We start from the raw sequence: 22,053 nt of genomic DNA on the forward strand, positions 1-22,053 counted from the left end.
TGCCTCAGGGGTGCCAGCCGGTCTGCGCGGCCCACTGCTCGGCCCGCAGGTACTCCTCGTCGAACCACGGGTTGCGGGCCGTGCCGGAATCGCCGGCCACCGGTGCCGCGTCGACCAGGTCCCGCTTGAGCTGCAGGTACGTGGCCCGTTGATCCGGGTCGGCACGCAGGTGATCACGCATCAGCAGCGCGTACCGCCAACCCGGCGAATCCGCCACCCGCACGTGCAGACGAACCGGGCGGGCCGGGTCCGCGCTGCCGTGCAACCGTTTCTCCCACCGGCCCCTGCCGGCCGGGCGCGGGTCGTCCCACCACTGCCCCGGCACCCGTGGAAACCCAGCGCTCGCCAGCCGATCGGCCAACGGCCCGTCGGCGTCGGCGAGGCTGGCGACCGCCACCTGCACGTCGATGACGTTCTGGGCGGCCAGGCCGGGCACCGCCGTCGAACCGATGTGATCGATCCGTAGGGCGTCCGAGCCGAGCGTGTGCTGGATCCGGGCGGCCAGCCGCGCGTACTGCTCCGGCCAACTCGCGTCCGCCCCGGCCAGCTCGGCCGCGTCCGGCGGGACCACCCGCCGCTGACGCAGGTTGTCCTCGTAGGGCACCAGCCGCTGCTTCCAGAGCCTGTCGACGGCGTCGTGCAGCGCCGTCAGGCTCCCGTCGTTCGTCAGCACCACGTCCGCCGCCGCCCGGCGGCGGGCGTCGTCGGCCTGGGCGGCGATCCTCCGTTCGGCCTCCGCGCGGCCCATCCCCCGGTCGCGCGCCAGCCGCTCCAGTCGGGTCGCCACGGCCGTCTGCACCACGACCACCAGGTGGTACGTCGGCGCGAGACCCACCTCGACCAGCAGCGGTACGTCGTTGACGACAATCGCGTCGGGTGCCGCCGCGGCGGTCAGCTCCGCGGTGCGGGCCCGGACCCGGGGGTGGGTGATCGCCTCCAGCCGACGGCGGGCGGTCTCGTCGGCGAACACCACAGCTCCCAGCGCGGCACGGTCCAGTGCGCCGTGGGCGTCCACCACCGAGTCGGAGAAGGCGGCAACGATCTCGGCCAGCCCGTCGGTACCCGGCGCCACCACCTCCCGGGCCACCCGGTCGGCGTCGATCAGCACCGCGCCCCGCTCGACGAGCCGCGCGGCCACCGCGCTCTTGCCTGACCCGATCCCGCCGGTCAACCCCACCCTCAGCACCCGAACAGTCAACCGGATCGACAAGCCCGCCGCCAAACCCACCCACGGCCCGGCGGCCTCCCAACCACCCCGCCCCGACCGCGTCCCGACCGCGTCCCGAGGCCCGGCATCCGGCCCCGCGCCCCGCGCCCCGCGCCCCGCGCCCCGCGCCCCGCGCCCCGCGCCCCGCGCCCCGCGCCCAAGATCATGCTCGATCAAGGATGTAGTGGTGTGCGGCGCCCGGGAGGCCCCTACATCATGGATCGAGCACGATCTTGGCCGTCCGGACCAGCCGCCGCGCCCCGGCCGCCGCCGCGCTCCGGCCGCCGGCGCGCTCCGGCCGCCGGCGCGCTCCGGCCGCCGGCGCGCCCCGCGACTCGCCCGGGGTACGGCGAGGGCCCCGCCCCCAGCGATCCGGAGATCGCGGGGACGGGGCCCGTCGTCGTTCAGCGGGTCACTTACCGCCGGCGAGCTTCTCCCGCAGTGCGGCGAGCGCCTCGTCGGTGGCCAGCGTGCCGGCCGGCTCCTCGGCCTGCCGGCTCGGGGCCGGGCTGGACGAGGAGGTGGTGCCACCGCCACCGCCGCCGCCAGCGGCCGGAACGGCCGGAGTCGGGTTGGCGGCAGCCTCGGCGTCGGCGGCCCGAGAGGTCTGCACCTGCTTGGTGTGGGCCTCCCAGCGCAGACGAGCCTCGGCGTACTGGTTCTCCCAGGTCTCGCGCTGCTTGTCGTACCCCTCGAGCCACTCGCCCGTCTCCGGGTCGAAGCCCTCGGGGTAGATGTAGTTGCCCTCGGTGTCGTACGTCGCGGCCATGCCGTAGAGGGTCGGGTCGAAGTGCTCCTCGCCCTCGACGAAGCCCTCGTTGGCCTGCTTGAGCGACAGCGAGATCCGGCGGCGCTCCAGGTCGATGTCGATGACCTTGACCATGACCTCGGAGCCAACCTGGACGACCTGCTCCGGGATCTCCACGTGGCGCTCGGCCAGCTCGGAGATGTGGACCAGACCCTCGATGCCGTCGTCCACGCGGACGAACGCACCGAACGGAACCAGCTTGGTGACCTTACCCGGCACGATCTGCTGGATCGCGTGGGTGCGGGCGAACTGACGCCACGGGTCTTCCTGGGTCGCCTTCAGCGACAGCGAGACGCGCTCGCGGTCCAGGTCGACGTCCAGGACCTCGACCTCGACCTCCTGGCCAACCTCGACGACCTCGGACGGGTGGTCGATGTGCTTCCAGGACAGCTCGGAAACGTGCACCAGACCGTCGACGCCGCCCAGGTCCACGAAGGCGCCGAAGTTGACGATCGAGGACACGACGCCCTTGCGGACCTGGCCCTTCTGCAGCTTGTTGAGGAACTCGGTGCGCACCTCGGACTGCGTCTGCTCCAGCCAGGCCCGGCGGGACAGGACCACGTTGTTGCGGTTCTTGTCCAGCTCGATGATCTTGGCCTCGAGCTCCCGCCCGACGTACGGCTGCAGGTCGCGCACACGACGCATCTCGACCAGGGACGCGGGCAGGAAGCCGCGCAGCCCGATGTCGAGGATGAGGCCGCCCTTGACCACCTCGATGACCGAACCGCGGACGACGCCGTCCTCGTCCTTGATCTTCTCGATCGTGCCCCAGGCCCGCTCGTACTGTGCCCGCTTCTTGGAGAGGATCAGACGACCCTCCTTGTCCTCCTTCTGGAGGACCAGGGCCTCGATGTGGTCGCCAACCGTCACAACCTCGGCGGGGTCCACGTCGTGCTTGATCGACAACTCCCGAGAGGGGATGACACCCTCGGTCTTGTAGCCGATGTCGAGCAGGACCTCGTCCCGATCGACCTTGACGACGGTGCCTTCGACAATGTCGCCGTCGTTGAAGTACTTGATGGTCTCGTCGATCGCGGCGAGGAATGCCTCCTCGGAACCGAGATCGTCGTGGGTGACCCGGGTGGCGCTCGAGGGGGCCTCGATGCTGCTCGTCATGTGGGCGGTTGCTCCGGTCGGTGGGTTGTCACAGCAGGCTGGTGTGTCGCAGTGACCTGTTCGCGCCAGCGGATCCGTCGCCGGGCACACCGAACGATCGCCTAGTGAGATCATGATGTGGCTCCGTCGACCGCGCACCTGCTCCCTGCCGAGGCAACGCGATCCGCGAGCGCATCGTCTAGCCTACCGTGCGCATTACCACAGCGTGCAAGCCCTCCCGGGTTCTCTTCGTGCGATGACCTGCGAAAGCCGAACAATCGCCCGGAAAACACCCCTGCTGTCTCCTGCGTCACAGCGGCACCTCCCGCCCCGCCGGCTCGCACACCGCGACGCCACCGAAGACGGGCCGATCAAGCCGGCCGAGCGAGGAGTCGCACAGATCGTGGACGCGCCGCCGCACCCAACGGGGTGGGTGGGGCCTAGCGTGAGCGCGTGGATGACGACAGCCGGGTTACCCGGCGCCGGGTGGGTGACGCCGAGGCCCGGCGCGCCAACCGCGGCTGGTGGGACACCGACGCCGACGACTACCAGGCCGAACACGGCGCGTTCCTCGGCGACGTGGACTTCGTGTGGTGCCCCGAGGGCCTGCGCGAGGCCGACGCCCGGCTGCTCGGCGACGTGTCGGGGCGGCGGGTGCTGGAGGTGGGCGCCGGCGCCGCGGCCGCCGCCCGTTGGCTCGCCACCCAGGGCGCCCGGCCGGTCGCCTTCGACCTGTCCGCCGGCATGTTGCGCCACGCCGCCGAGGCGGCCGAGCGCACCGGGGTACGCGTACCGCTGGTGCAGGCCGACGCGCTCGCCCTGCCGTTCGCCGACCGGTCGTTCGACGTCGCCTGCACCGCGTTCGGCGCGATCCCGTTCGTGGACGACTCGGCGGCGCTGCTCGCCGAGGTGCACCGGGTGCTGCGCCCGGGCGGCCGGTGGGTGTTCTCGGTGACCCACCCGATGCGGTGGATCTTTCTCGACGACCCCGGCGAGGGCGGCCTGACGGCCGTGCACTCGTACTTCGACCGCTCCCCGTACGTGGAACAGGACGACAGCGGCGTGGCCACCTACGTCGAGCAGCACCGCACCCTCGGCGACCGGATCCGCGAGCTGGTCGGCACCGGGTTCCGGCTGTTGGACCTGGTGGAGCCGGAGTGGCCGGAGGGACACGAGGGGATCTGGGGGCAGTGGAGCCCGCTGCGCGGACGACTCTTCCCCGGCACCGCCATCTTCGTCACCGAGAAGCCCGCCGACTGAGCGCGCCGCACCCGTTGTCCGACGTGTGCCCCATCGATCGCCGGTAGGCTCGTGCCCATGAGCGCCGAGCCCGTCCCGACATCACCTGGCCCCTGGTGTCCGGATCCGATGCGGCAGCAGCGTGCCGACTACACGCTGGAGGACCTGCTCACCCTGCCGGACGACGCCCCCCGCGTCGAACTCGTCGACGGAGTTGTCCAGGTGACACCCTCCCCCACCCTGGGCCATCAAGACATCTCGTTCCTCCTACGTCTTTGGCTTCACTCACGTGTGCCGGGCCATCTCCGAGTCGCCCAAGCGGTCGGAGTGGGGCTCAGCCGCAACACCAGCCGACAACCAGACCTGTTGCTCTGCCGCGCCGACGTGCCGTCCGACCGGTCCACTCTGCGGCCGTCGGACGTCGTGCTCGCCGTGGAGATCGTCTCGCCCGGCACGCGACGGATCGACCGGTTCGCGAAGCCGGGTGAGTACGCCGCCGCCGGCATCCCGTTCTACTGGCGGATCGAGCAGGATCCGGTGCACGTGTACGCGTACCGGATCGGCGACCGGGTGGGGCCGGGCGGTGAGCGGCAGTACGAGCTGGTCGCCGACGGCGCCGAGGTGATCGAGCTGACCGAGCCGTTCGACATCAAGCTGCCGATCGCCGAGATCACCCCGTAGTCGTTTCGCAGTGGCCGCCCCGGGTAGCCGAGGACCATGGCCGAACAGAGATTCCGCAAGGGCGACCATGTCTCCTGGTCGGCCCACGGCAGCCGCGCGTACGGCGTGGTGCGGGGGACGATCACCGAGCGGACACGGATCCGCGGGCGGGCCGTGAACGCGGGCCCCGACGACCCGCAGTACCGGGTCCGCAGTGACGGCACGGGCCGCGACGTGGCCCACCGCCCCGAGGCGCTGCGCCATGAGCAGAGGTGATGACGGCCGGGACACCTACCGGGAGTTCACCGAAGCGGTGAACATGAAGCCCGGTGAGCTGTCCACCTGGCTGGAGACCGACGAGTCGAAGCAGGTCGGCTGGCACAAGGGCGGTCGAGCTGGTGGTGGCGAGTCCGTCGGACACGAATCCGGGCGGAAGATCATCAACCTGCTCCGTCGCAAACGCGGTGACCTGTCCGACGGCGACTACAAGCACATGCGCAAGGTCGTCGGCTACGTACGCCGGCACATGGCGCAGCGCCCCTCCGGCGACGTCCGCGACACCAAGTGGCGCTGGTCGCTCATGAACTGGGGCCACGACCCTATGAAGTAGCCGGCGCAGCCCGGCGACCCTTGATCCACCACGCGAACGGCCGCGACCAGGACGACCCGGTCAGGGGTTCCGGGGCAGCCCGACCCACGCAGGGATCGAGCCTGACCGCCCGGAGTGGGTCGGGCTGCCCCGGAACCCCCACACCGCAACGCCACATCAGTGATCGGCGCTGTTCCAGTCCCGACCCAGGCCGACCGACACCTCCAGCGGCACCGACAGCGGGTACGCCCCGCCCATCTCCCGCCGGACCAGGGCCTCCAACGACTCCCGCTCACCCGGGGCGACCTCGAAGACCAGCTCGTCGTGCACCTGCAACAGCATCCGTGAGCGCAGCCCAGCGTCGCGCAGCGCGGTGTCGACGTGCAGCATCGCCACCTTGATGATGTCGGCGGCGGAGCCCTGGATGGGGGCGTTGAGCGCCATCCGCTCGGCGATGTCACGGCGCTGCCGGTTGTCGCTGACCAGGTCGGGCAGGTAGCGGCGTCGGCCGAGGATGGTGGAGGTGTAGCCGTCCTGGCGGGCCCGGGCGACCACCTGCTGAAGGTAGTCGCGCACCCCGCCGAAGCCGGCGAAGTAGTTCTCCATCAGCCCGCGCGCCTCTTCGGTGCTGATGCTGAGCTGTTGGGAGAGGCCGAAGGCGCTCAGACCGTACGCCAGGCCGTAGTTCATGGCCTTGATCTTGCGGCGTTGGTCGGGGGTGACCTCGTCGAGCGGCACCCCGAAGACCGACGAGGCGGTGGCGGCGTGGAAGTCGGCGCCGGAGTTGAACGCGTCGATCAGTGCGTCGTCCGAGCTGAGGTGCGCCATGATGCGCATCTCGATCTGGCTGTAGTCGGCCGTGAGCAGACACTCGTAGCCCTCCCCCACCACGAAGGCCCGCCGGATCCGACGGCCCTCCTCGGTGCGGATCGGGATGTTCTGCAGGTTGGGCTCGGTGGAGGAGAGCCGACCGGTGGCCGCCACTGTCTGGTTGAAGGTGGTGTGGATCCGGCCGTCGTCGGAGACCGACTTCAGCAGCCCGTCGACTGTCGACTTGAGCTTGGCCACGTCCCGGTGACGCAGGAGGTGGGCCAGTACCGGGTGCGGCTGCTGCGCGTAGAGCCACTGCAGGGCGTCGGCGTCGGTGGTGTAACCCGTCTTGATCTTCTTGGTCTTCGGCAGACCCAGCTCGGTGAAGAGGATCTCCTGCAACTGCTTGGGCGAGCCGAGGTTGAACTCCCGACCGATCTCGGCGTAGGCGTTCTGTGCCGCGGTCTTGACCTCACCGGCGAAGTGGGCCTCCAGCTCGTGGAGGTAGTCGTCGTCGGCGGCGATGCCGGTGCTCTCCATGGTGGCCAGCACCCGCATCAACGGCAGCTCCACGCCGGCCATCAGCCGGGCGGACTGCTCGCCGTCGCGGGACAACTCGGCGTCGATCGCGTCGGCCAGGTCGAGGGTGGCACGGGCCTGGAGCATCAGGTTCTGCTCGACCACCCCTTCGTCGCCGAGGCCGTCGAGGGTGAGCTGGCCGGACTCCGGGACGTCGACCCGCAGCTCCCGGTGCAGGTAGCGCAGCGCCAGGTCGGTCAGGTCGTAGGAGCGCTGGTCGGGGCGGGCCAGGTACGCGGCGATCTGGGTGTCCCGGACGATGCCGGCGAGCTGCCAGCCGTGCGCGGCGCAGGCCAGCACGGCCGGCTTGCTGTCGTGCAGCACCTTGGGGCGCTGCTCGTCGGCCAACCAGCCGGCGAGGGCGCCCTCGTCGGTCGGGTCGAGCTGCGCCGGGTCGACCCAGGCCGCCGCGCCGCCGGCGGTGGCCAGCGCGAGACCGGTGATCGAGGCGGTGTGCCGGCGGTTGGGGCCGGTGTCGAGCTTGACCGCCAACCCGACCGGGGTGCCGGTCGGGACGTGTGTGGTCAGCCACCCGGCGAGCGCGCCGGGCTGGGTGAGCACCTCGCCGGTGAGGTCGAAGCCGGACTCGGCCTCCGGCTCGACCGCCTCCAGGTACTGGTAGAGACGGTCGCGCAGGATCCGGAACTCCAGGGTGTCGAAGACCTGGTGCACCGCCTCCCGGTCCCAACCTGTCCAGCGGCTGTCCTCCGGGCGCAGCGGCAGCTCCAGGTCGGAGACGAGGCAGTTGATCTCGTAGTTGCGGATCACGTCGGCGAGCCGCTCCCGCAGGCTGTCGCCGGCCTTGCCCTTGATCTCGTCGGCCCGGGCGATCACGCCGTCAACCCCGCCGTACGTGGTGATCCACTTGGCCGCGGTCTTCGGGCCGACGCCCGGGATGCCGGGCAGGTTGTCACTGGTCTCGCCGACCAGCGCGGCGAGGTCCCGGTACTGCTGTGGCGGCACACCGTACTTCGCCTCGATCGCCGCCGGGTCCATCCGGGCCAGGTCGGAGACGCCCTTACGCGGGTAGAGGACGGTGATCTGATCGTCGACCAGCTGGAACGCGTCGCGGTCACCGCTGCTGATCAGCACCGACATGCCCTGGTCGCGGGCCTGGCAGGCGAGCGTGGCGATGACGTCGTCGGCCTCGAAGCCCTCTTTCTCCACCACCGGGATCTGCAGCGCGGCCAGGACCTCCTTGACCAGGCTGACCTGGCCCTTGAAGTCGGTCGGGGTCTCACTGCGGCCGGCCTTGTACTCCGCGTACTTGTCGGTGCGGAAGGAGTGGCGGGAGACGTCGAAGGCCACGACGATGTGGGTGGGCTGCTCGTCGCGCAGCACGTTGATCAGCATGGAGGTGAAGCCGTACACCGCGTTGGTCGGCTGCCCCGTCGTGGTGGAGAAGTTTTCCACGGGCAGGGCGAAGAACGCCCGGTATGCCATGGAATGTCCGTCAACGAGGAGCAGGCGCGGTGTCGTAGCTGTCACGGCAGCGACTCTAGCCCGCCGCTACGACAGGACGGGACACCGGCACGACGCCCGGCGCGGCCGTTCGGGACGGCCACGCCGGGCACCGGCTCAGAGCACCTTGGCCAGGAACGCCTTCGTCCGGTCGTGCTGGGGGTTGGCGATCACCTCGCGCGGCGCGCCGGACTCCACCACCACGCCGTCGTCCATGAAGACCAGCGAGTCGCCGACCTCCCGGGCGAAGCCGATCTCATGGGTCACCACGATCATCGTCATGCCGTCGCGGGCCAGGTCCTTCATCACGTCGAGCACCTCGCCGACCAGCTCCGGGTCCAGCGCGCTGGTGGGCTCGTCGAAGAGCATCAGCTTCGGCTGCATCGCCAACGCCCTGGCGATGGCCACCCGCTGCTGCTGCCCGCCGGAGAGCTGCGCAGGGTAGTTGCCCAGCTTGTCGCCGAGCCCGACCCGCTGGAGCAGCGCGGCGGCCCGGTCCCGGGCGGCGGCCTTGCGCTCCCGGCCCGACAGCACCGGCGCCTCGGCGACGTTCTGCAGGGCGGTCATGTGCGGAAAAAGGTTGAACCGCTGGAACACCATGCCGATCGAGCGGCGCTGGGTGGCGATCTCCTTCTCCCGCATCTCGTGCAGCTTGCCGCCGCGCTCCCGGTAGCCGATCAGGTCGCCGTCCACCCGGATCCGGCCGGCGTTGATCTTCTCCAGATGGTTGATGCAGCGCAGGAACGTCGACTTGCCCGAGCCGGAGGGCCCGAGCAGACAGCAGACCTCGCCGCTGCGGACCTCCAGGTCGATGCCCTTGAGCACCTCCACCGACCCGAACGACTTGTGCACCTGCTCAGCGCGGACCATCACGCCGTCGCCGGCCGTTCCCGCGGCATCCGCCGGTGTCGTCACCTGCTTCATCACCGACCCGCCTCGCTCGCGCTACCGCCGGCCTCCGCGGTGATCCCGCGCAGTCTGATCTTCGCTTGGGCGCTCTTGCCGAACCCCTTGGAGAAGTGCCGCTCCAGGTAGTACTGCCCGACGAGCAGCACGCTGGTCAGCAGCAAGTACCACAGGCAGGCCGCCACGTACATCGGGAAGACCTGGAAGGTCCGGTTACCCACGGCCTTGAGCTGGAAGAACAGCTCGGTGGAGACCGGTACGAAGGCCACCAGCGAGGTGTCCTTGAGCATCGCGATGGTCTCGTTGCCGGTCGGCGGGATGATCACCCGCATCGCCTGCGGCAGCACGATGCGGCGCAGGATCTGGGTACGGCTCAGGCCCAGCGCCTGTGCCGCCTCCGTCTGCCCCTCGTCCACCGACTGGATCCCGGCCCGAACGATCTCGGCCATGTACGCCGCCTCGGAGAGCCCGAGCGCCAGCATGCCGGCGACGAATCCCGTGAGGATCTCCAGCGCGGAGAAACCGAACAGACGTGCCTCGAAGTCGTCGACGCCGAAGAGCGCGCCGATCTGCCGATCGAACGGGAGCCCGAACTCGATCCGGGCCCAGAGGATGCCGAGGTTGCCGAAGAGGATCGCCAGCACCAGCCGGGGCACCGCTCGGAAGAACCAGGTGTACGCCCAGGAGACGCCCCGCAAGATCGGGTTCTCCGACAACCGCATGATGGCGACGACAACGCCGAGACTGACGCCGATCACCATCGCGAGCACTGTCAGCGCGAGCGTGCCGCGCAGACCCTCCATGATCGGCGGCCGGAACATCTCGTCGACCATGAACGCCCAGTTGAACGCCTTGTTCGTCACCAGCAGGTGGACGAACATGGCCACCAGCACCCCGATCACGGCGACCGCTACCCAACGCCCGGGATGCCGGACGGGCACGGCCTGGATGGGTTCCGGCCGTGCCCGTTCGGTTGTGTCCGTTTCCGACGACATGCGTCAGCTGGCGGGGTTCAGCGCCGAGGAGGTGATGGCGCCGCCCTCGACGCCCCACTTCTTCAACGCGGTCTGGTACGAGCCGTCAGCGATGACCGCCTGGACGGCCTCCTTGAGCACCTCGGCGAAGGCGGTCTGGTCCTTCTTGACGGCGTAGCCGTACGGGGCGGACTCGTAGATCTCGCCGACCAGCTCCAGCGAGCCGTTGCTCTGCTTCACCGCGTACGCCCCGACCGGCGAGTCGGCCAGCATGGCGTCGTTCTTGCCGCTGAACACGGCGGCAGTGGCGTCGCTCTGCGCCTGGTACTGGTCGATGGTGATCGCCGGCTTGCCGCCGGTGGTGCACTTCTTCGACCGGGCGGTGATGTCGTCGAGCTGCACGGTGCCGGTCTGCACGGCGATCTTCTTGCCGCAGGCGTTCTCGGTGTCGATCTTGGCCGCGTTACCGGCCTTGGTCACCCACTGGGTACCGGCGGAGAAGTAGCTCACCATGTTGACGCTCTTGAGCCGCTCGGCGTTGATCGTGAACGACGACACGCCGATCTCGTACTTGGCGGAGTCGACACCGGGCAGGATCGCGTCGAAGGGCGCCGACTCGTACTCGGCCTTGAGACCGAGCTTCTGCGCCACCGCGTTGAACAGCTCGACGTCGAACCCGACCACCGTCTTGCCGTCCTGGTCCAGGAACTCCGCCGGGGCGTACGTCGAGTCGGTGCCGACCTTGATCACACCGTCGGACTTGATGGCGTCGGGCACCTTCCCGGCCAGCGCCGAGTCCGCCGCCGCCGTGACGGTCGGACCGGCACCGGGCGATCCGCTGTTCTCCTTCTCCCCACACGCCGTCAGCGAGAGGGCGAGCAGCGCCGCACTGGCGGCACCGAACGCCGCCCGGCGGGCACCGTTGGTATTGAACATGTCTCTGCACTCCTTGCGTGAGGGGTGTGACGGCCGCTCAGGCCACGCCGAGGTATGCCTCTTTGACCGCCGGGTCGTGCAGCAGCTCGGCGCCGGTTCCGGTCTTGACGATCTTGCCGGTCTCGAGCACGTACGCCCGGTGCGCGCGGGCCAGCGCCTGCTGCGCGTTCTGCTCCACCAGCAGGACTGTGGTGCCCTGCTCGTTGATCTCCTTGATGATGTCGAAGATCTGTTGGATCAGCATTGGCGCCAAGCCCATCGAGGGCTCGTCGAGCAACAGCAGCTTGGGCCGGCTCATCAACGCCCTACCGACCGCCAGCATCTGCTGCTCGCCGCCGGAAAGGGTACCTCCGGCCTGCTTACGTCGCTCCGCGAGCCTGGGGAAGAGGTCGAGCACCCGGGCCAGGTCCTGGGCGATCCCGGCGCGGTCACGCCGGGTGTACGCCCCCATGTCCAGATTCTCGAGCACCGACATGCCGGGGAAGATCCCCCGGCCCTCGGGCGCCTGGCAGAGCCCTCGCCGGACCCGCAGGTCCGCCCGGAGCTTGGAGATGTCCTCGCCCTCGAAACGGATGCTGCCGGTGGCGATCGGCCGAATGCCGGAGATCGCCCGCATGGTGGTCGACTTCCCGGCGCCGTTGGCGCCGATCAGCGCGACGATCTCACCCTCGGCCACGGTCAGGCTGATGCCGTGCAACGCCTGGATCCGCCCGTAGAGCAGGCTCACATCCTCGATCTCAAGCAACATCGTCCGGCACCCCCAGGTACGCCGCGACCACCTTCGGGTTGTCCCGCACCTCGGCGGGCAGCCCTTCGGCGATCTTCTTTCCGAACTCCAGCACGACGATCCGGTCAGTGACGCCCATGACCAGGCGCATGTCGTGCTCGATCAGCAGCACGGTCACGCCGGTGTCCCGGACCTGCCGGATGAGCTGGAGCAGCTCCTCCTTCTCCGCCGGGTTGAAGCCGGCGGCCGGCTCGTCCAGGCAGAGCAGCACCGGATCGGTGGCCAGCGCCCGGGCGATCTCCAACCGCCGCTGCTCCCCGTAGGAGAGGTTGCGGGCGAACTCGTGCAGCCGGTGCCGGATGCCGACGAACTCCAGCAGCCGCTCGGCCTTCTCCCGTCCCTCACGCTCCTCGCGCCGGTGCCGAGGCAACCGGAACAGAGCGGAGAGCACGCTGGTCTTGTGGTGCGCGTCCGCGCCGACCTGGACGTTCTCCAGGGCGGTCATCTCCGGGAACAGGCGGATGTTCTGGAACGTCCGGGCCATACCCATCTGGGTGATCTGGTGGCGCTTCTTCCCACTGATCTTGCCGCCACGGAACCGGATCTCACCCTTGGTGGGCTGGTAGATGCCGGTCATCGCGTTGAAGCAGGTGGTCTTGCCAGCGCCGTTCGGGCCGATCAGCCCGAGGATCTCCCCCTTGTAGAGGGTGAAGTTGACGTTGTCGAGCGCGACCACGCCGCCGAAGCGCAGCGTGACGTTGTCGACCTCCAGCAGCGGCTCCCGGTTGGGGACCGCCTCCATCGCCGGCGCGCCGGCCTGCGCCGGAACAGCCGGCGTCTGATCGGTGTCACTCACCGACGATCACCTCCTTGCGACGGTCTTTGAACTCCGCCGCCCGTCGTCGGTTCGGAATCAGGCCCTCCGGCCGGAAGATCATCATCACCACGAGGACCAGACCGAAGATCAGGAACCGGTACTCGTACAGCTCCACGCCGAACAGCTCGATGCCGCGGAACCGCTCGATCATGTACGCCACCAGGCCACCACCGACGATCGCGCCGACGATGTTGCCCGAACCACCGAAGATCACCGCCGCCAGGATGATGATCGAGTTGAGCAGCTCGAAGTTCTGCGAGTTGACGAAGTTCTGCTTACCCGCGAAGAGCGCGCCGGCCAGACCGGCGATCGCGGCACCCGAGGCGAACGCCCAGAGCTTGAACTTGAACGTCGGCACACCCATCAGCTGCGCGGCGTCCTCGTCCTCCCGGATCGAGATCCAGGCCCGACCGACCCGACTGTGCGTCAGGTTCCGCACACCGATCACCACCAGGATGATCAGCGTGAGCACCAGCCAGTAGTACGGCCGGGCGTCCAGCACGCCGAAGAACGGCTTGCCGTCGGCGTACTTGCCGGGCGGGTGCGGGATCTGGTTGAAACCCCGCTGGCCCTTGAGGAACTCCGAGCTGACCGCGGCGATCCGGATCATCTCGGCGAAGCCGAGCGTCACGATCGCCAGGTAGTCACCGCGCAGACGCAGCGTCGGCGTACCGAGCATCACACCCGAGAGCATGGTCAACCCGATCGCCAGCGGCACCACGAGCAGCCACGGCCAGAGCGTCTTGAGGTTGCTGCTCGGCGAGGTCAGCACCGCGACCGTGTACGCCCCGACGGCGAAGAAGCCGAAGTAGCCCAGGTCGAGCAGGCCGGCGAAACCGACAACGATGTTCAACCCGACGGCCAGCAGCACGTAGATCGAGACGGTGAACAGCACCTGCGTGAAGTTCGCACCAGGCGTCGGGATCGGCCCGAGATACTGGTAGAACTCCCTGTTCGGCAGCGCGTAGAAGAACGCGATCACCGCGACCAGCAACGCCCAACGCACCCAGCGCGGCGCGCCGCGCCACCGTTCTCCGGCCGCCTCGCGGCCAGAGCGCACCCTCTCCAGGACGGTCGTCATGCTCGTGCCCTCCCCAGCGATTCGCCCAGCAGACCCGTCGGCCGGAACATCAGCAGCACCACCAACACCGCGAAGGCGGCGAAGTCCTTCCACTGACTGCCGAACAGACCAGCGGCGTAGTTCTCCACCACGCCCAGCAGCAGGCCACCGATCAGCGCGCCGCGCAGGTTGCCGATACCACCCAGCACCGCGGCGGTGAAGGCCTTGAGCCCCAGCAGGAAGCCGACGCTGTAGGTCAGGGTCTGGATCCGCACGTCGTAGAGCAGACCGGCCACGCCGGCCATCGCACCACCGGTGATGAAGACCATCAGGATGATCCGGTCCTTGTTCACGCCCATCAGCGCGGCGGTGTTGGCGTCCTGGGCCACGGCCCGGATGCCCCGGCCGGTACGGCTGCGGTTGATGAAGAGGTCCAGCAGGACCATCATCAGCAGCGCCGCGCCAATCGTCAGCAGCTGGATCGAGTCGATCGGCACGCCGAAGAGGTGGAACAGCGGTTTGCTGCTCACCAGACTGGGCGCGCCCTCCGGCAGTCGGCGGGTCCAGATGCCGAAGGCCTCGGAGATCGCGATCGAGGCACCGATCGCGGTGATCAGGAAGGCCAGCGGCGGAGCGTTGCGCTTACGCAACGGCCGGTACGCCACCCGCTCGATCACCGTCGCGGTGCCCGCCGAAGCGATGGCGGCGACGATCATCGCCACCAGCAGATAGAACAGGATCGATCCAATTCCGCTGACCTGCGAGTTCTGGTCGAGTCCAAAGCCGTTCCAGGTCCAGATCGCCGCGAACGCGCCGGCGATGAAGACCTCGGAGTGAGCGAAGTTGATGAGTCTCAGCACGCCGTAGACCAGCGTGTAGCCGAGCGCGACCAGGGCGTAGATCGCGCCCTGGGTCAGGCCGGTCGTGGTGAGTTCCCCGAAGTTGGAGAACAGTCCATTGAAGTCCAAGGGAGGGACGCTCCATCACGTCTGGAGAGAAAATTGGGGTGCGGCCGGGAGCGAGCAGCTCCCGGCCGCACCCGCGATCACAACTCAATCGCCGAAGCAGCGACCAACATCAGGACTTCGGGATCTCCTGGTCCGGGACAACCTTGCCGCCGGTGACCTTGAAGGCCCAGACCTTGACCTGAGCCGGGTCCAGCTCGCCGGTCTCGGTGAACTTGTAGCTCGCCGCGACACCCTCGCCGCTGTAGCCCTTCACGAACTCCAGCAGGCCCTCACGGGTGGTCTTGCCAGCCTTGATACCGGCCAGCAGGATGTTCGCCGCGTCGTAGGCGGTGTCGCTGTAGGTGCCCGGGTCGGTGCCGTTGAGCGCCTTGAACTCCTGCACGAAGGTGCCACGGGCCTCAGCGGCCGGCTGGCACGGGCAGGTGAGGATGGTGCCCTCAGCCGCCGCCTGACCAGCGGAGGTGATGTACGCACCGTCGTTGACGCCGTCGCCGGCGACCAGCGGCGCGGTGACCCCGGCAGCGGTGAGCTGCTTACGGATCAGGCCGGCCTCCTGGTAGTAACCGCCGTAGAAGATCGCCTTCACGTTGGCGGCCTTGACCTTGGTGACCACGCCGGAGAACTCGGTCTGCTTGCCCTCGCCCTGGACCTTGTCCGAGCCGACAACCGCCGGGCCGAGCAGCTTCTTGACCTCGTCGGCCAGGCCGGCGCCGTACGCGGACTGGTCGTCGATGACGTAGACCTTGTCGGCCTTCATCACGTTCTTCATGTAGTTGCCGGCCGCCGGGCCCTGGCTGAAGTCGTTACCAACCGCGCGGAAGAAGGTCTTCCACTTCTGGTCGGCCAGGCTCGGCCGGGTCGCGGACGGGGTGATGGTCACCAGGCCGGCCTCGTTGAACAGCGGGCCGGCGGCCTCGGACTCACCCGAGTAGGCCGGGCCGACGACGCCAAGGATCTTGGTGTCGTCGATCGCCTTCTGCGCCAGACCAGGCGCCTGGTCGGGGCTGCCCTGCGAGTCCAGGGAGGCCAGCTCGACCTTGCAGTCGGCGTTTTCCTTGTTGTACTTGTCGACGGCGAGCTTGACACCGTTGTTCTCGTTGATGCCGAGCGCGGCCGAGCTGCCGGTCAGCGCGCCGAAGAATGCGATCTTGCTGCCGCAGGCGTCACCGCCCCCGCCTGCCGCATCGTCGCCACTGGAGCATGCGGTTCCGCCGGCGACGAGCGCCACCATGGCGACCCCACCGATAACGCGCGCGAGCTTTTGCCTCAAGGCCCGAACCCTCCTCGTCCCATGGTCCGAACCACCCGCTGGCTATTGGCCCTTGCGGGGGCGGACGAACCAGACCGTCGTCGCCGGTCTGGGGCCGGACGTTATCCCACCGTGGAGCTGTGACGTAAGCCCCAAGCGAGCGGGTTGACCGAACCGTTACACGCCGTGGCGGATTGGAAACGATCCCTGTAAGAACCTTCGGTCGTGAAGCCTTTTCACCTTTGTTTCGTCGGCACCGGCCAGCGGGCTTCCGTCAGCTACCGATCGAGGTCTGAAACCCCCGCCCACCAGGCACGCGACGTTTTCCCATCGTCCGCCACCAGCAACAGTCGATCTCCCGTCGAGGTCACCGCGACCGCAGTGTCTCCGCTGTCCGGCACCGGCTGCGGCAAGATCATCGGCCGCCATGACTCGCCCACATCGACCGAGAGCCACAGTGCGTGACGGTCCCCGCCCCTCGTCACCGCCACCAACCTCTGCCCGACGGCCACCAGCCCGGCCGCCGACGCCACACCCGGTCCGGCCGCCCCGAATCCGCCCGCCCGCCGCCAGCCCTGCGCGGTCAGCCGCCAACTGCCGAACCCAGCCCGCACCGGCCCCACCGCCACCGGCACGTCGCCAAGCACCGCCACCCGTTGCGCCTGCCCCCGCCCGTCCACCACCGGCAGGGCAGCCCGCCGCCAGCTCCGGCCGTCAGTCGAGGACCAGGCCAGCGGCGTCAGCGCGGTACCCCCAGGCGGCAGCAGCGCACCCACCACCAACCAACCCGACGGCACGGCGACCACGTCGTACGCCGCCGTCCGCCCCCGCTCATCACCGGCCAACTCTGGTGCGCCCTCCACCAGCGCGAACCCGGCCCCGTCCGGGGAGATCCACACCGCCGCACCGTCGATCCGACTACCCGCGATCAACCAGCCCTGCGGCCCCGCCGCCAGCCGGGCCACATTGACAGCGCGCGGCCCGCCGTACCGCTCGAAAGGCGCGTCCACCTCGTGCAGCGTGCCGTCCGACGCCTGCCTCCAGGTGCCAGTACGGGGATTGCCGTGCGCGCCCCCACTCTTCGCCCCGACCGCCACCAGGCGCCCATCCCGGCAGGCCGCCGCGGAGAGCACATGCTGCCGGCCGTAGAACGTCACCGGCGCCGTCGGCAGCGGCACCCAGGAACTGGCGTCCGGGCTGCTCCAAGCGGCCGGGCGGGTCTCCCCGGCCAGATCGACCACGCCGCCGACCACGTACCACCGGTCGGCACAGGCGGTGGCGTCACGCAGCACCGATCGACCCGGCACACCCGGCGTGTCCGGCAGAACCACCGACTGCCAGGCAGGCCGGACCGGTAGCGGCCCCGCACAGTCGGAACAGGCCGAGGACTCACAGGCGGCCACCAGCACGGCGAGAACGCCGAGCACTGCCCCCATCCGCCTCGACACGGGTCGATGCCGATCAGGGTGCCGGCAGAGTCACCTCGCCGCCGGCGGTCTCCGCGAGGATCCGCTCGGCAACCTCTTTCATTGTCATCCGGTGGTCCATCGCCGTGCGCTGGATCCACTTGAACGCCTGCGGCTCGGTCATCCCGTACGTGGTCATCAGCGCGCCCTTGGCGCGCTCCACCGACTTACGGATCTCCAGACGGTCCGTCAGGCTCGCGACCTCCGCCTCCAGGGCCGCGACCTCCGAGTACCGCGACAGCGCGATCTCCACCGCCGGGACCAGGTCGCTCTTCTGGAAAGGCTTCACCAGGTACGCCATCGCGCCGGCCGCCCGCGCCCGCTCCACCAGATCACGCTGGCTGAACGCGGTCAGAATGATCACCGGGGCGATCCGGGCACCGGCGATGCGCTCGGCGGCGGCCAACCCATCCATGATCGGCATCTTGATGTCGAGGATGACGAGGTCGGGCTTCAGCTCCTCGGCGAGGCGTACGGCTGTCTCGCCGTCGCCGGCCTCCCCCACCACCTCGTAACCCTCTTCGACCAGCATCTCGGCGAGGTCCAGCCGGATCAGCGCCTCGTCCTCGGCGATCAGTACGCGCCTACGCTCGGCATCCGTCGGCATCTCAGCCACCAGCCCTACCCCCACCAGTCATAAGCCGACACCAACCCGACCGGGTGTCGCCGCCCTCAGCGTAGTAGGTAACCTATGGGAGGCCACCAGAGCATTCGGCCAAGCGTCCCCGTATTCCAACCGGCAGAGAAGCGGAGCTCAAACCTCCGACAGTGTGGGTTCGAATCCCACCGGGGGCACCAAAATTGTCGTACGGCTGTTCCAAAATCGTGCTGTGCACCCACCTGAACTGCGCCTACGAGCACGGCGTCAGCACCTCGCCGGCAGCACGGTCGCTGAGGTCGCCCGAGGACTGAGACTTCCCTATCCAACCGTTCGCGGCTGGTGCAGGGGGCCGGCTGAGCCACAACAGCAAGGCACCGAGTCCCGCTGCTTCCGCTGCCGACCCAACGTCAACATTCAGACAGATCCGTCGTCATACCTGTACCTACTTGGCCTCTACCTGGGCGACGGTCATCTCGTCACGTCCACCCGGGTCCCGGTGCTTCGCATCGCCTGCAGCGACAGCTGGCCAGGCCTGATCGAGGCCTGTGACGCCGCTATGCGAGCAGTGCTCGCCGCGAGGGTGCAGCGCGTCCAGCAGGTCGGCTGCGTCAGCGTGCAGAGTTCCGGCAAGCACTGGCCCTGCCTGCTCCCTCAGCATGGCCCTGGCAAAAAACACGAACGCCCGATCATCTTGGCCGACTGGCAACGCGAACTCGTGACGGCACACCCGGGCGACTTCCTGCGTGGACTGTTCCACTCCGACGGCTGCCGGTTCGCCAACCGGGTGACGGTGCGCGGCAAGGCGTATGTCTACCCGCGCTACATGTTCGTCAATGAGTCGGCCGACATCATGCGGCTCTGCCAGTGGAGCCTCGACCTGCTCGGCGTCGCCTGGCGGATGAACCGACGCAACTCGCTGTCGGTGGCGCGACGCGACGCCGTCGCCACACTGGACCGGCACGTCGGCCCCAAATCCTGACCTGGCGCTCAGGCGCGGGCCATGGCTGGCGCGCCGATGAAGTCCATGATCGCCTTGTTGACCTCGTCGGCGTGCGTCCACGGGATGCCGTGCGGGGCGCCCTTGAGGGTGATGAGCTTGCCGTTGGGCAGCATCGGTGCGAGCCGCTGGCCGGTGACCGGGTAGGGCAGCACCGCGTCTTGGTCGCCCTGGACGATGAGAATCGGCACGTCGACGCGGGGCACGTCGGCCCGGAAGTCGGTGGCGATGGCGTCGATGCACTGGTACATGGCACTGGCGGAGGCGAGCCGCCCGATGGCCCAGTGCGCCTGGAACGCTTCCTCGCTGACCTGTTTGCCCTTGGTCTTGTCGTAGTTGAAGAAGCTGGTGCAGAAGGCGGCGAGGTAGGCGAACCGGTCTGCCGCGACGGCCTGTTTGAAGCCGTCGAAGACGCTTCCGTCGACCCCCTCGGGGTTGTCCGAGGTCTTGCGCAGGAACGGCGCCAGTGGGCTGAGCAGTACGCCTTTGCTGACCCGCTCGGAGCCATACCTGCTGAGGTAGCGGGTCACCTCACCGGTGCCCATGGAGTGACCGGCGAGGATGGTGTCGCGCAGGTCCAACTCCGTCATGAGGGTGTCGAGGTCCGCGGCCAAGGTGTCGTAGTCGTACCCGGTGTCCGGTTGGCTGGAGGCGCCGAAGCCACGGCGATCGTAGGTGATCACCCGGTAGCCGGCGTTCAGCAGTGGGTTGGTCAGCTTCTCCATGGTGGCGCCGTTGAACGGGAAGCCGTGGATGAGCACGACCGGCTGGCCGGAGCCGTGGTCCTCGTAGTAGATGTCGATGGCGGTGCTGTTCTCGGTACCCACGGTGATGAACGGCACGTTCGTCCCCCTGCCGGTGTGGTGGATTCGGTCGGCGGGGCTTTCCCCAGCCGTCGCCGGTCATGCCGATCGTGGGAGCCTGCGAGGACGTGAGTGGCGAGGTCGACGACAGGGGTGCGATCTGATGCGGTGGTTGTCTTCGGTGCGACCGGGATGGTCGGTCAGGGCGTGTTGCGCGAGTGCCTGCTGGCCGATGACGTGCGGGAGGTGCTGACTGTCGGTCGGCGGCCGACTGGTGTGCGGGATCCGAAGCTGCGGGAGCTGGCGGTCGCGGACGTGGGCGAGTTGGGCGCGGTGCGGGCCGAGTTGACCGGTGTGGACGCGTGTTTCTACTGCCTGGGGGTGTCCTCGTTGGGTCTGGACGAGGCCGCGTACACGCGGGTCAGCTACGACTACCCGATGGCGGCGGCGCGGTTGTTCGCGCAGGTGAGCCCGCAGGTCACCTTCGTCTACGTCTCGGGGCAGGGGACCGATTCGTCGGGTCGGGGTCGGGTGATGTGGGCGCGGGTCAAGGGGCGTGCCGAGAACGCGATCATGGATCTGCTGCCCAACGGTTACGCGGCGCGGCCGGGGTTCATCCAGCCGACGTACGGGGCGGTGTCGAAGACGCGGTGGTACCGGTTGGGGTACGCGGTCACCCGTCCGCTGTTTCCGGTGCTGAGTCGGTTGCTGCCGAATCAGGTCACCACTACCGACGGGATCGGTCGGGCGATGCTGCGGGTGGCTCGGCAGGGTTCGCCGGTGCGGGTGTTGGGCAACCGCGAGTTGCGCTGAGGGTCAGGCGATCGTGTCGAGGGCGTGGGCGAGGTCGGCGCGGAGGTCTTCGGGGTCTTCGAGGCCGACCGAGAGGCGCAGGAGGGCGGCGGCGGGTTTGGCGTCGCCCTGGACCGGCCGGTGGGTGAGTGAGGCGGGGTGCTGGATGAGGGTGTCGACGCCGCCGAGGGACACCGCGTGGGTGATGAGGCGGCAGGCGTCGGCGACGGTGGCCGCGGCGGGCGCGCCGCCGTGTACCTCGAAGGCGAGCAGGCTGCCGGGTCCGGACATCTGCCGTCCGACCAGCGCCGCCGGGTCGTGCACCGAGGGGTGGTGCACCCGGTGTACGGCGGGGTGGTCGGCGAGCCAGCCGGCGAGTTTCTCGGCGGTGGCCTGTTGGGCGCGGACCCGCAGCGGCAGGGTTTGCAGGCCGCGGTGCAGGAGGTAGCCGCCGAGGGGGTGCAGGATCGCGCCGGTGACCGCGCGGACCTGGCGTAGCCGTGCGGCCCAGGTGTCGTCGCAGGCGACGACGCCGGCGAGGACGTCGCCGTGTCCGCCGATGCTCTTGGTGGCGCTGTGCAGGACGAGGGTGGCGCCGTGGCGGGCGGGTTGTTGCAGTACGGGGGTGGCGACGGTGTTGTCGACCAGCAGTGGGGTGTCGCCGGCCGCGGCGGCGAGGGCGGCGATGTCGACCAGGTCGAGTGTGGGGTTGGCGGGTGTCTCGACGATGATCAGTGCGGTGTCGGGGCGGATGGCGGCGGCGACCTCGTCGGGGCGCGTCCAGGTGACTGTGGTGCCGAGCAGGCCGGTGGCGAGGATGTGGTCGGTGCCGCCGTAGAGGGGTCGGACGGCGACGACGTGCCGGCGGTCGTCGCGGGCGGCGGCGAGCAGGGTGGCGGTGAGGGCTGCCATTCCGCTGGCGAAGGCGACGGCTTGGGCGGTGCCTTCCAGTTCGGCGAGGGCGGTTTCGAAGCGGGCGACTGTGGGGTTCCAGAGCCGTTGGTAGACGGCGCCGCCGTCGGTGGGGAGGGTGCCGCCGGTGGCGAGTTGCTCGTACGCGGCGCCGCCGTCGTCGACGGAGGGCAGCGGGTTGGTGGTGGACAGGTCGATGGGTGGTACGTGCACGCCGAGGGTGCGCAGGTCGTCGCGGCCGGCGTGGACGGCCCGGGTGTCCATCGTTGTCATGGCGGTAGCGTCGAACATTTGGTGGCTGGTGGGCAACGGTTCGGCAGATGATTCTGTTAATCGG

At 69.2% G+C, this 22,053-nt stretch carries 21 protein-coding genes and 1 tRNA gene; 7 read left to right on the forward strand and 15 right to left on the reverse strand.

Going from position 1 to position 22,053, the window contains the following annotated elements; all coding sequences use genetic code 11:
* Positions 1-4 precede the first annotated feature (4 nt).
* Both coaE and rpsA read right to left on the reverse strand, forming a co-directional pair.
* Positions 5-1,186 carry a dephospho-CoA kinase gene (gene coaE, locus OHB44_RS24475; RefSeq protein ID WP_330438403.1) on the reverse strand — a complete coding sequence of 394 codons (1,182 nt, stop codon included), beginning with the start codon at positions 1,184-1,186 and terminating at the stop codon, positions 5-7.
* 433 nt (positions 1,187-1,619) lie between these two features.
* Positions 1,620-3,131 (reverse strand): 30S ribosomal protein S1, encoded by a 1,512-nt coding sequence (gene rpsA, locus OHB44_RS24480; protein WP_112582670.1) that lies wholly within the window; start codon positions 3,129-3,131, stop codon positions 1,620-1,622.
* Between the two features lie 432 nt (positions 3,132-3,563).
* Between rpsA and OHB44_RS24485 the strand changes: the two genes are divergently transcribed.
* The 4 genes from OHB44_RS24485 to OHB44_RS24500 all read left to right on the forward strand — a co-directional run bounded on the left by OHB44_RS24485 (position 3,564) and on the right by OHB44_RS24500 (position 5,619).
* On the forward strand, positions 3,564-4,370 hold the full coding sequence (locus OHB44_RS24485; protein WP_330438404.1) for a class I SAM-dependent methyltransferase: 807 nt from the start codon (positions 3,564-3,566) through the stop codon (positions 4,368-4,370).
* A gap of 108 nt (positions 4,371-4,478) precedes the next feature.
* The gene (locus tag OHB44_RS24490; RefSeq protein WP_442932709.1) at positions 4,479-5,030 is read left to right on the forward strand and encodes a Uma2 family endonuclease; all 552 of its coding nucleotides are present in this window, start codon (positions 4,479-4,481) and stop codon (positions 5,028-5,030) included.
* A gap of 36 nt (positions 5,031-5,066) precedes the next feature.
* Positions 5,067-5,285 carry a DUF2945 domain-containing protein gene (locus OHB44_RS24495; RefSeq protein ID WP_238686062.1) on the forward strand — a complete coding sequence of 73 codons (219 nt, stop codon included), beginning with the start codon at positions 5,067-5,069 and terminating at the stop codon, positions 5,283-5,285.
* Positions 5,272-5,619: a DUF3140 domain-containing protein gene (locus tag OHB44_RS24500; protein WP_308193720.1), complete on the forward strand. Its 348-nt coding sequence runs from the start codon at positions 5,272-5,274 to the stop codon at positions 5,617-5,619. Before OHB44_RS24495 ends, OHB44_RS24500 begins: the two co-directional genes overlap by 14 nt.
* A gap of 156 nt (positions 5,620-5,775) precedes the next feature.
* Here OHB44_RS24500 and polA read toward each other — a convergent pair whose 3' ends face one another.
* From polA to OHB44_RS24555, 11 genes are all read right to left on the reverse strand, one after another.
* The gene (polA, locus tag OHB44_RS24505) at positions 5,776-8,475 is read right to left on the reverse strand and encodes a DNA polymerase I (protein WP_238686061.1); all 2,700 of its coding nucleotides are present in this window, start codon (positions 8,473-8,475) and stop codon (positions 5,776-5,778) included.
* A gap of 90 nt (positions 8,476-8,565) precedes the next feature.
* Positions 8,566-9,372, reverse strand: coding sequence for an amino acid ABC transporter ATP-binding protein (locus OHB44_RS24510; protein WP_308193719.1), 807 nt, complete (start codon positions 9,370-9,372; stop codon positions 8,566-8,568).
* Positions 9,372-10,349 carry an amino acid ABC transporter permease gene (locus OHB44_RS24515; RefSeq protein ID WP_112582677.1) on the reverse strand — a complete coding sequence of 326 codons (978 nt, stop codon included), beginning with the start codon at positions 10,347-10,349 and terminating at the stop codon, positions 9,372-9,374. Before OHB44_RS24515 ends, OHB44_RS24510 begins: the two co-directional genes overlap by 1 nt.
* Positions 10,350-10,352: 3 nt before the next feature.
* The gene (locus tag OHB44_RS24520; protein WP_266304927.1) at positions 10,353-11,264 is read right to left on the reverse strand and encodes an ABC transporter substrate-binding protein; all 912 of its coding nucleotides are present in this window, start codon (positions 11,262-11,264) and stop codon (positions 10,353-10,355) included.
* A 37-nt stretch (positions 11,265-11,301) separates the two neighbouring features.
* Positions 11,302-12,012 (reverse strand): ABC transporter ATP-binding protein, encoded by a 711-nt coding sequence (locus OHB44_RS24525; protein ID WP_238686059.1) that lies wholly within the window; start codon positions 12,010-12,012, stop codon positions 11,302-11,304.
* Positions 12,002-12,793, reverse strand: coding sequence for an ABC transporter ATP-binding protein (locus OHB44_RS24530; RefSeq protein WP_238686069.1), 792 nt, complete (start codon positions 12,791-12,793; stop codon positions 12,002-12,004). The genes OHB44_RS24525 and OHB44_RS24530 overlap by 11 nt, the downstream gene beginning before the upstream one ends.
* Before the next feature lie 46 nt (positions 12,794-12,839).
* Positions 12,840-13,949: a branched-chain amino acid ABC transporter permease gene (locus tag OHB44_RS24535; protein WP_091407909.1), complete on the reverse strand. Its 1,110-nt coding sequence runs from the start codon at positions 13,947-13,949 to the stop codon at positions 12,840-12,842.
* Complete coding sequence (locus OHB44_RS24540) at positions 13,946-14,896, reverse strand: branched-chain amino acid ABC transporter permease (protein ID WP_124815745.1); 951 nt, start codon at positions 14,894-14,896, stop codon at positions 13,946-13,948. The genes OHB44_RS24535 and OHB44_RS24540 overlap by 4 nt, the downstream gene beginning before the upstream one ends.
* 109 nt (positions 14,897-15,005) lie before the next feature.
* Entirely contained in the window at positions 15,006-16,166 is a 1,161-nt protein-coding gene (locus OHB44_RS24545) for a branched-chain amino acid ABC transporter substrate-binding protein (protein ID WP_238686058.1), read from the reverse strand.
* A gap of 257 nt (positions 16,167-16,423) precedes the next feature.
* Positions 16,424-17,593 (reverse strand): hypothetical protein, encoded by a 1,170-nt coding sequence (locus OHB44_RS24550; RefSeq protein WP_330438406.1) that lies wholly within the window; start codon positions 17,591-17,593, stop codon positions 16,424-16,426.
* A 13-nt stretch (positions 17,594-17,606) separates the two neighbouring features.
* Positions 17,607-18,227: an ANTAR domain-containing response regulator gene (locus OHB44_RS24555; RefSeq protein WP_112582684.1), complete on the reverse strand. Its 621-nt coding sequence runs from the start codon at positions 18,225-18,227 to the stop codon at positions 17,607-17,609.
* Positions 18,228-18,332: 105 nt separating this feature from the next.
* Between OHB44_RS24555 and OHB44_RS24560 the strand changes: the two genes are divergently transcribed.
* Positions 18,333-18,409, forward strand: a tRNA-Leu gene (locus OHB44_RS24560).
* 299 nt (positions 18,410-18,708) lie between these two features.
* The gene (locus tag OHB44_RS24565) at positions 18,709-19,191 is read left to right on the forward strand and encodes a hypothetical protein (protein ID WP_330438407.1); all 483 of its coding nucleotides are present in this window, start codon (positions 18,709-18,711) and stop codon (positions 19,189-19,191) included.
* Between the two features lie 8 nt (positions 19,192-19,199).
* Here OHB44_RS24565 and OHB44_RS24570 read toward each other — a convergent pair whose 3' ends face one another.
* Complete coding sequence (locus tag OHB44_RS24570) at positions 19,200-20,051, reverse strand: alpha/beta fold hydrolase (protein WP_330438408.1); 852 nt, start codon at positions 20,049-20,051, stop codon at positions 19,200-19,202.
* 129 nt (positions 20,052-20,180) lie between these two features.
* Here OHB44_RS24570 and OHB44_RS24575 point away from each other — a divergent pair, with 129 nt between their 5' ends.
* Entirely contained in the window at positions 20,181-20,825 is a 645-nt protein-coding gene (locus OHB44_RS24575; protein ID WP_330438409.1) for an epimerase, read from the forward strand.
* 3 nt (positions 20,826-20,828) lie between these two features.
* Here the strand turns inward: OHB44_RS24575 and OHB44_RS24580 are convergent, their stop codons facing one another.
* Positions 20,829-22,007 carry a trans-sulfuration enzyme family protein gene (locus OHB44_RS24580; RefSeq protein WP_330438410.1) on the reverse strand — a complete coding sequence of 393 codons (1,179 nt, stop codon included), beginning with the start codon at positions 22,005-22,007 and terminating at the stop codon, positions 20,829-20,831.
* Positions 22,008-22,053: the final 46 nt, after the last annotated feature.

The sequence above is a fragment of the Micromonospora sp. NBC_00821 genome (assembly GCF_036347035.1).
Taxonomy (GTDB): domain Bacteria; phylum Actinomycetota; class Actinomycetes; order Mycobacteriales; family Micromonosporaceae; genus Micromonospora; species Micromonospora hortensis.

Bases quoted from the DNA above. Each gene is read 5' to 3' on its own strand.
- OHB44_RS24580 (WP_330438410.1), bottom strand. From the start codon at position 22,007: ATGTTCGACGCTACCGCCATGACAACGATGGACACCCGGGCCGTCCAC.
- OHB44_RS24515 (WP_112582677.1), bottom strand. From the start codon at position 10,349: ATGTCGTCGGAAACGGACACAACCGAACGGGCACGGCCGGAACCCATC.
- OHB44_RS24510 (WP_308193719.1), bottom strand. From the start codon at position 9,372: ATGAAGCAGGTGACGACACCGGCGGATGCCGCGGGAACGGCCGGCGAC.
- rpsA (WP_112582670.1), bottom strand. From the start codon at position 3,131: ATGACGAGCAGCATCGAGGCCCCCTCGAGCGCCACCCGGGTCACCCAC.
- OHB44_RS24530 (WP_238686069.1), bottom strand. From the start codon at position 12,793: ATGGAGGCGGTCCCCAACCGGGAGCCGCTGCTGGAGGTCGACAACGTC.
- OHB44_RS24500 (WP_308193720.1), top strand. From the start codon at position 5,272: ATGAGCAGAGGTGATGACGGCCGGGACACCTACCGGGAGTTCACCGAA.
- OHB44_RS24535 (WP_091407909.1), bottom strand. From the start codon at position 13,949: ATGACGACCGTCCTGGAGAGGGTGCGCTCTGGCCGCGAGGCGGCCGGA.
- OHB44_RS24490 (WP_442932709.1), top strand. From the start codon at position 4,479: ATGCGGCAGCAGCGTGCCGACTACACGCTGGAGGACCTGCTCACCCTG.
- OHB44_RS24520 (WP_266304927.1), bottom strand. From the start codon at position 11,264: ATGTTCAATACCAACGGTGCCCGCCGGGCGGCGTTCGGTGCCGCCAGT.
- OHB44_RS24525 (WP_238686059.1), bottom strand. From the start codon at position 12,012: ATGTTGCTTGAGATCGAGGATGTGAGCCTGCTCTACGGGCGGATCCAG.
- OHB44_RS24495 (WP_238686062.1), top strand. From the start codon at position 5,067: ATGGCCGAACAGAGATTCCGCAAGGGCGACCATGTCTCCTGGTCGGCC.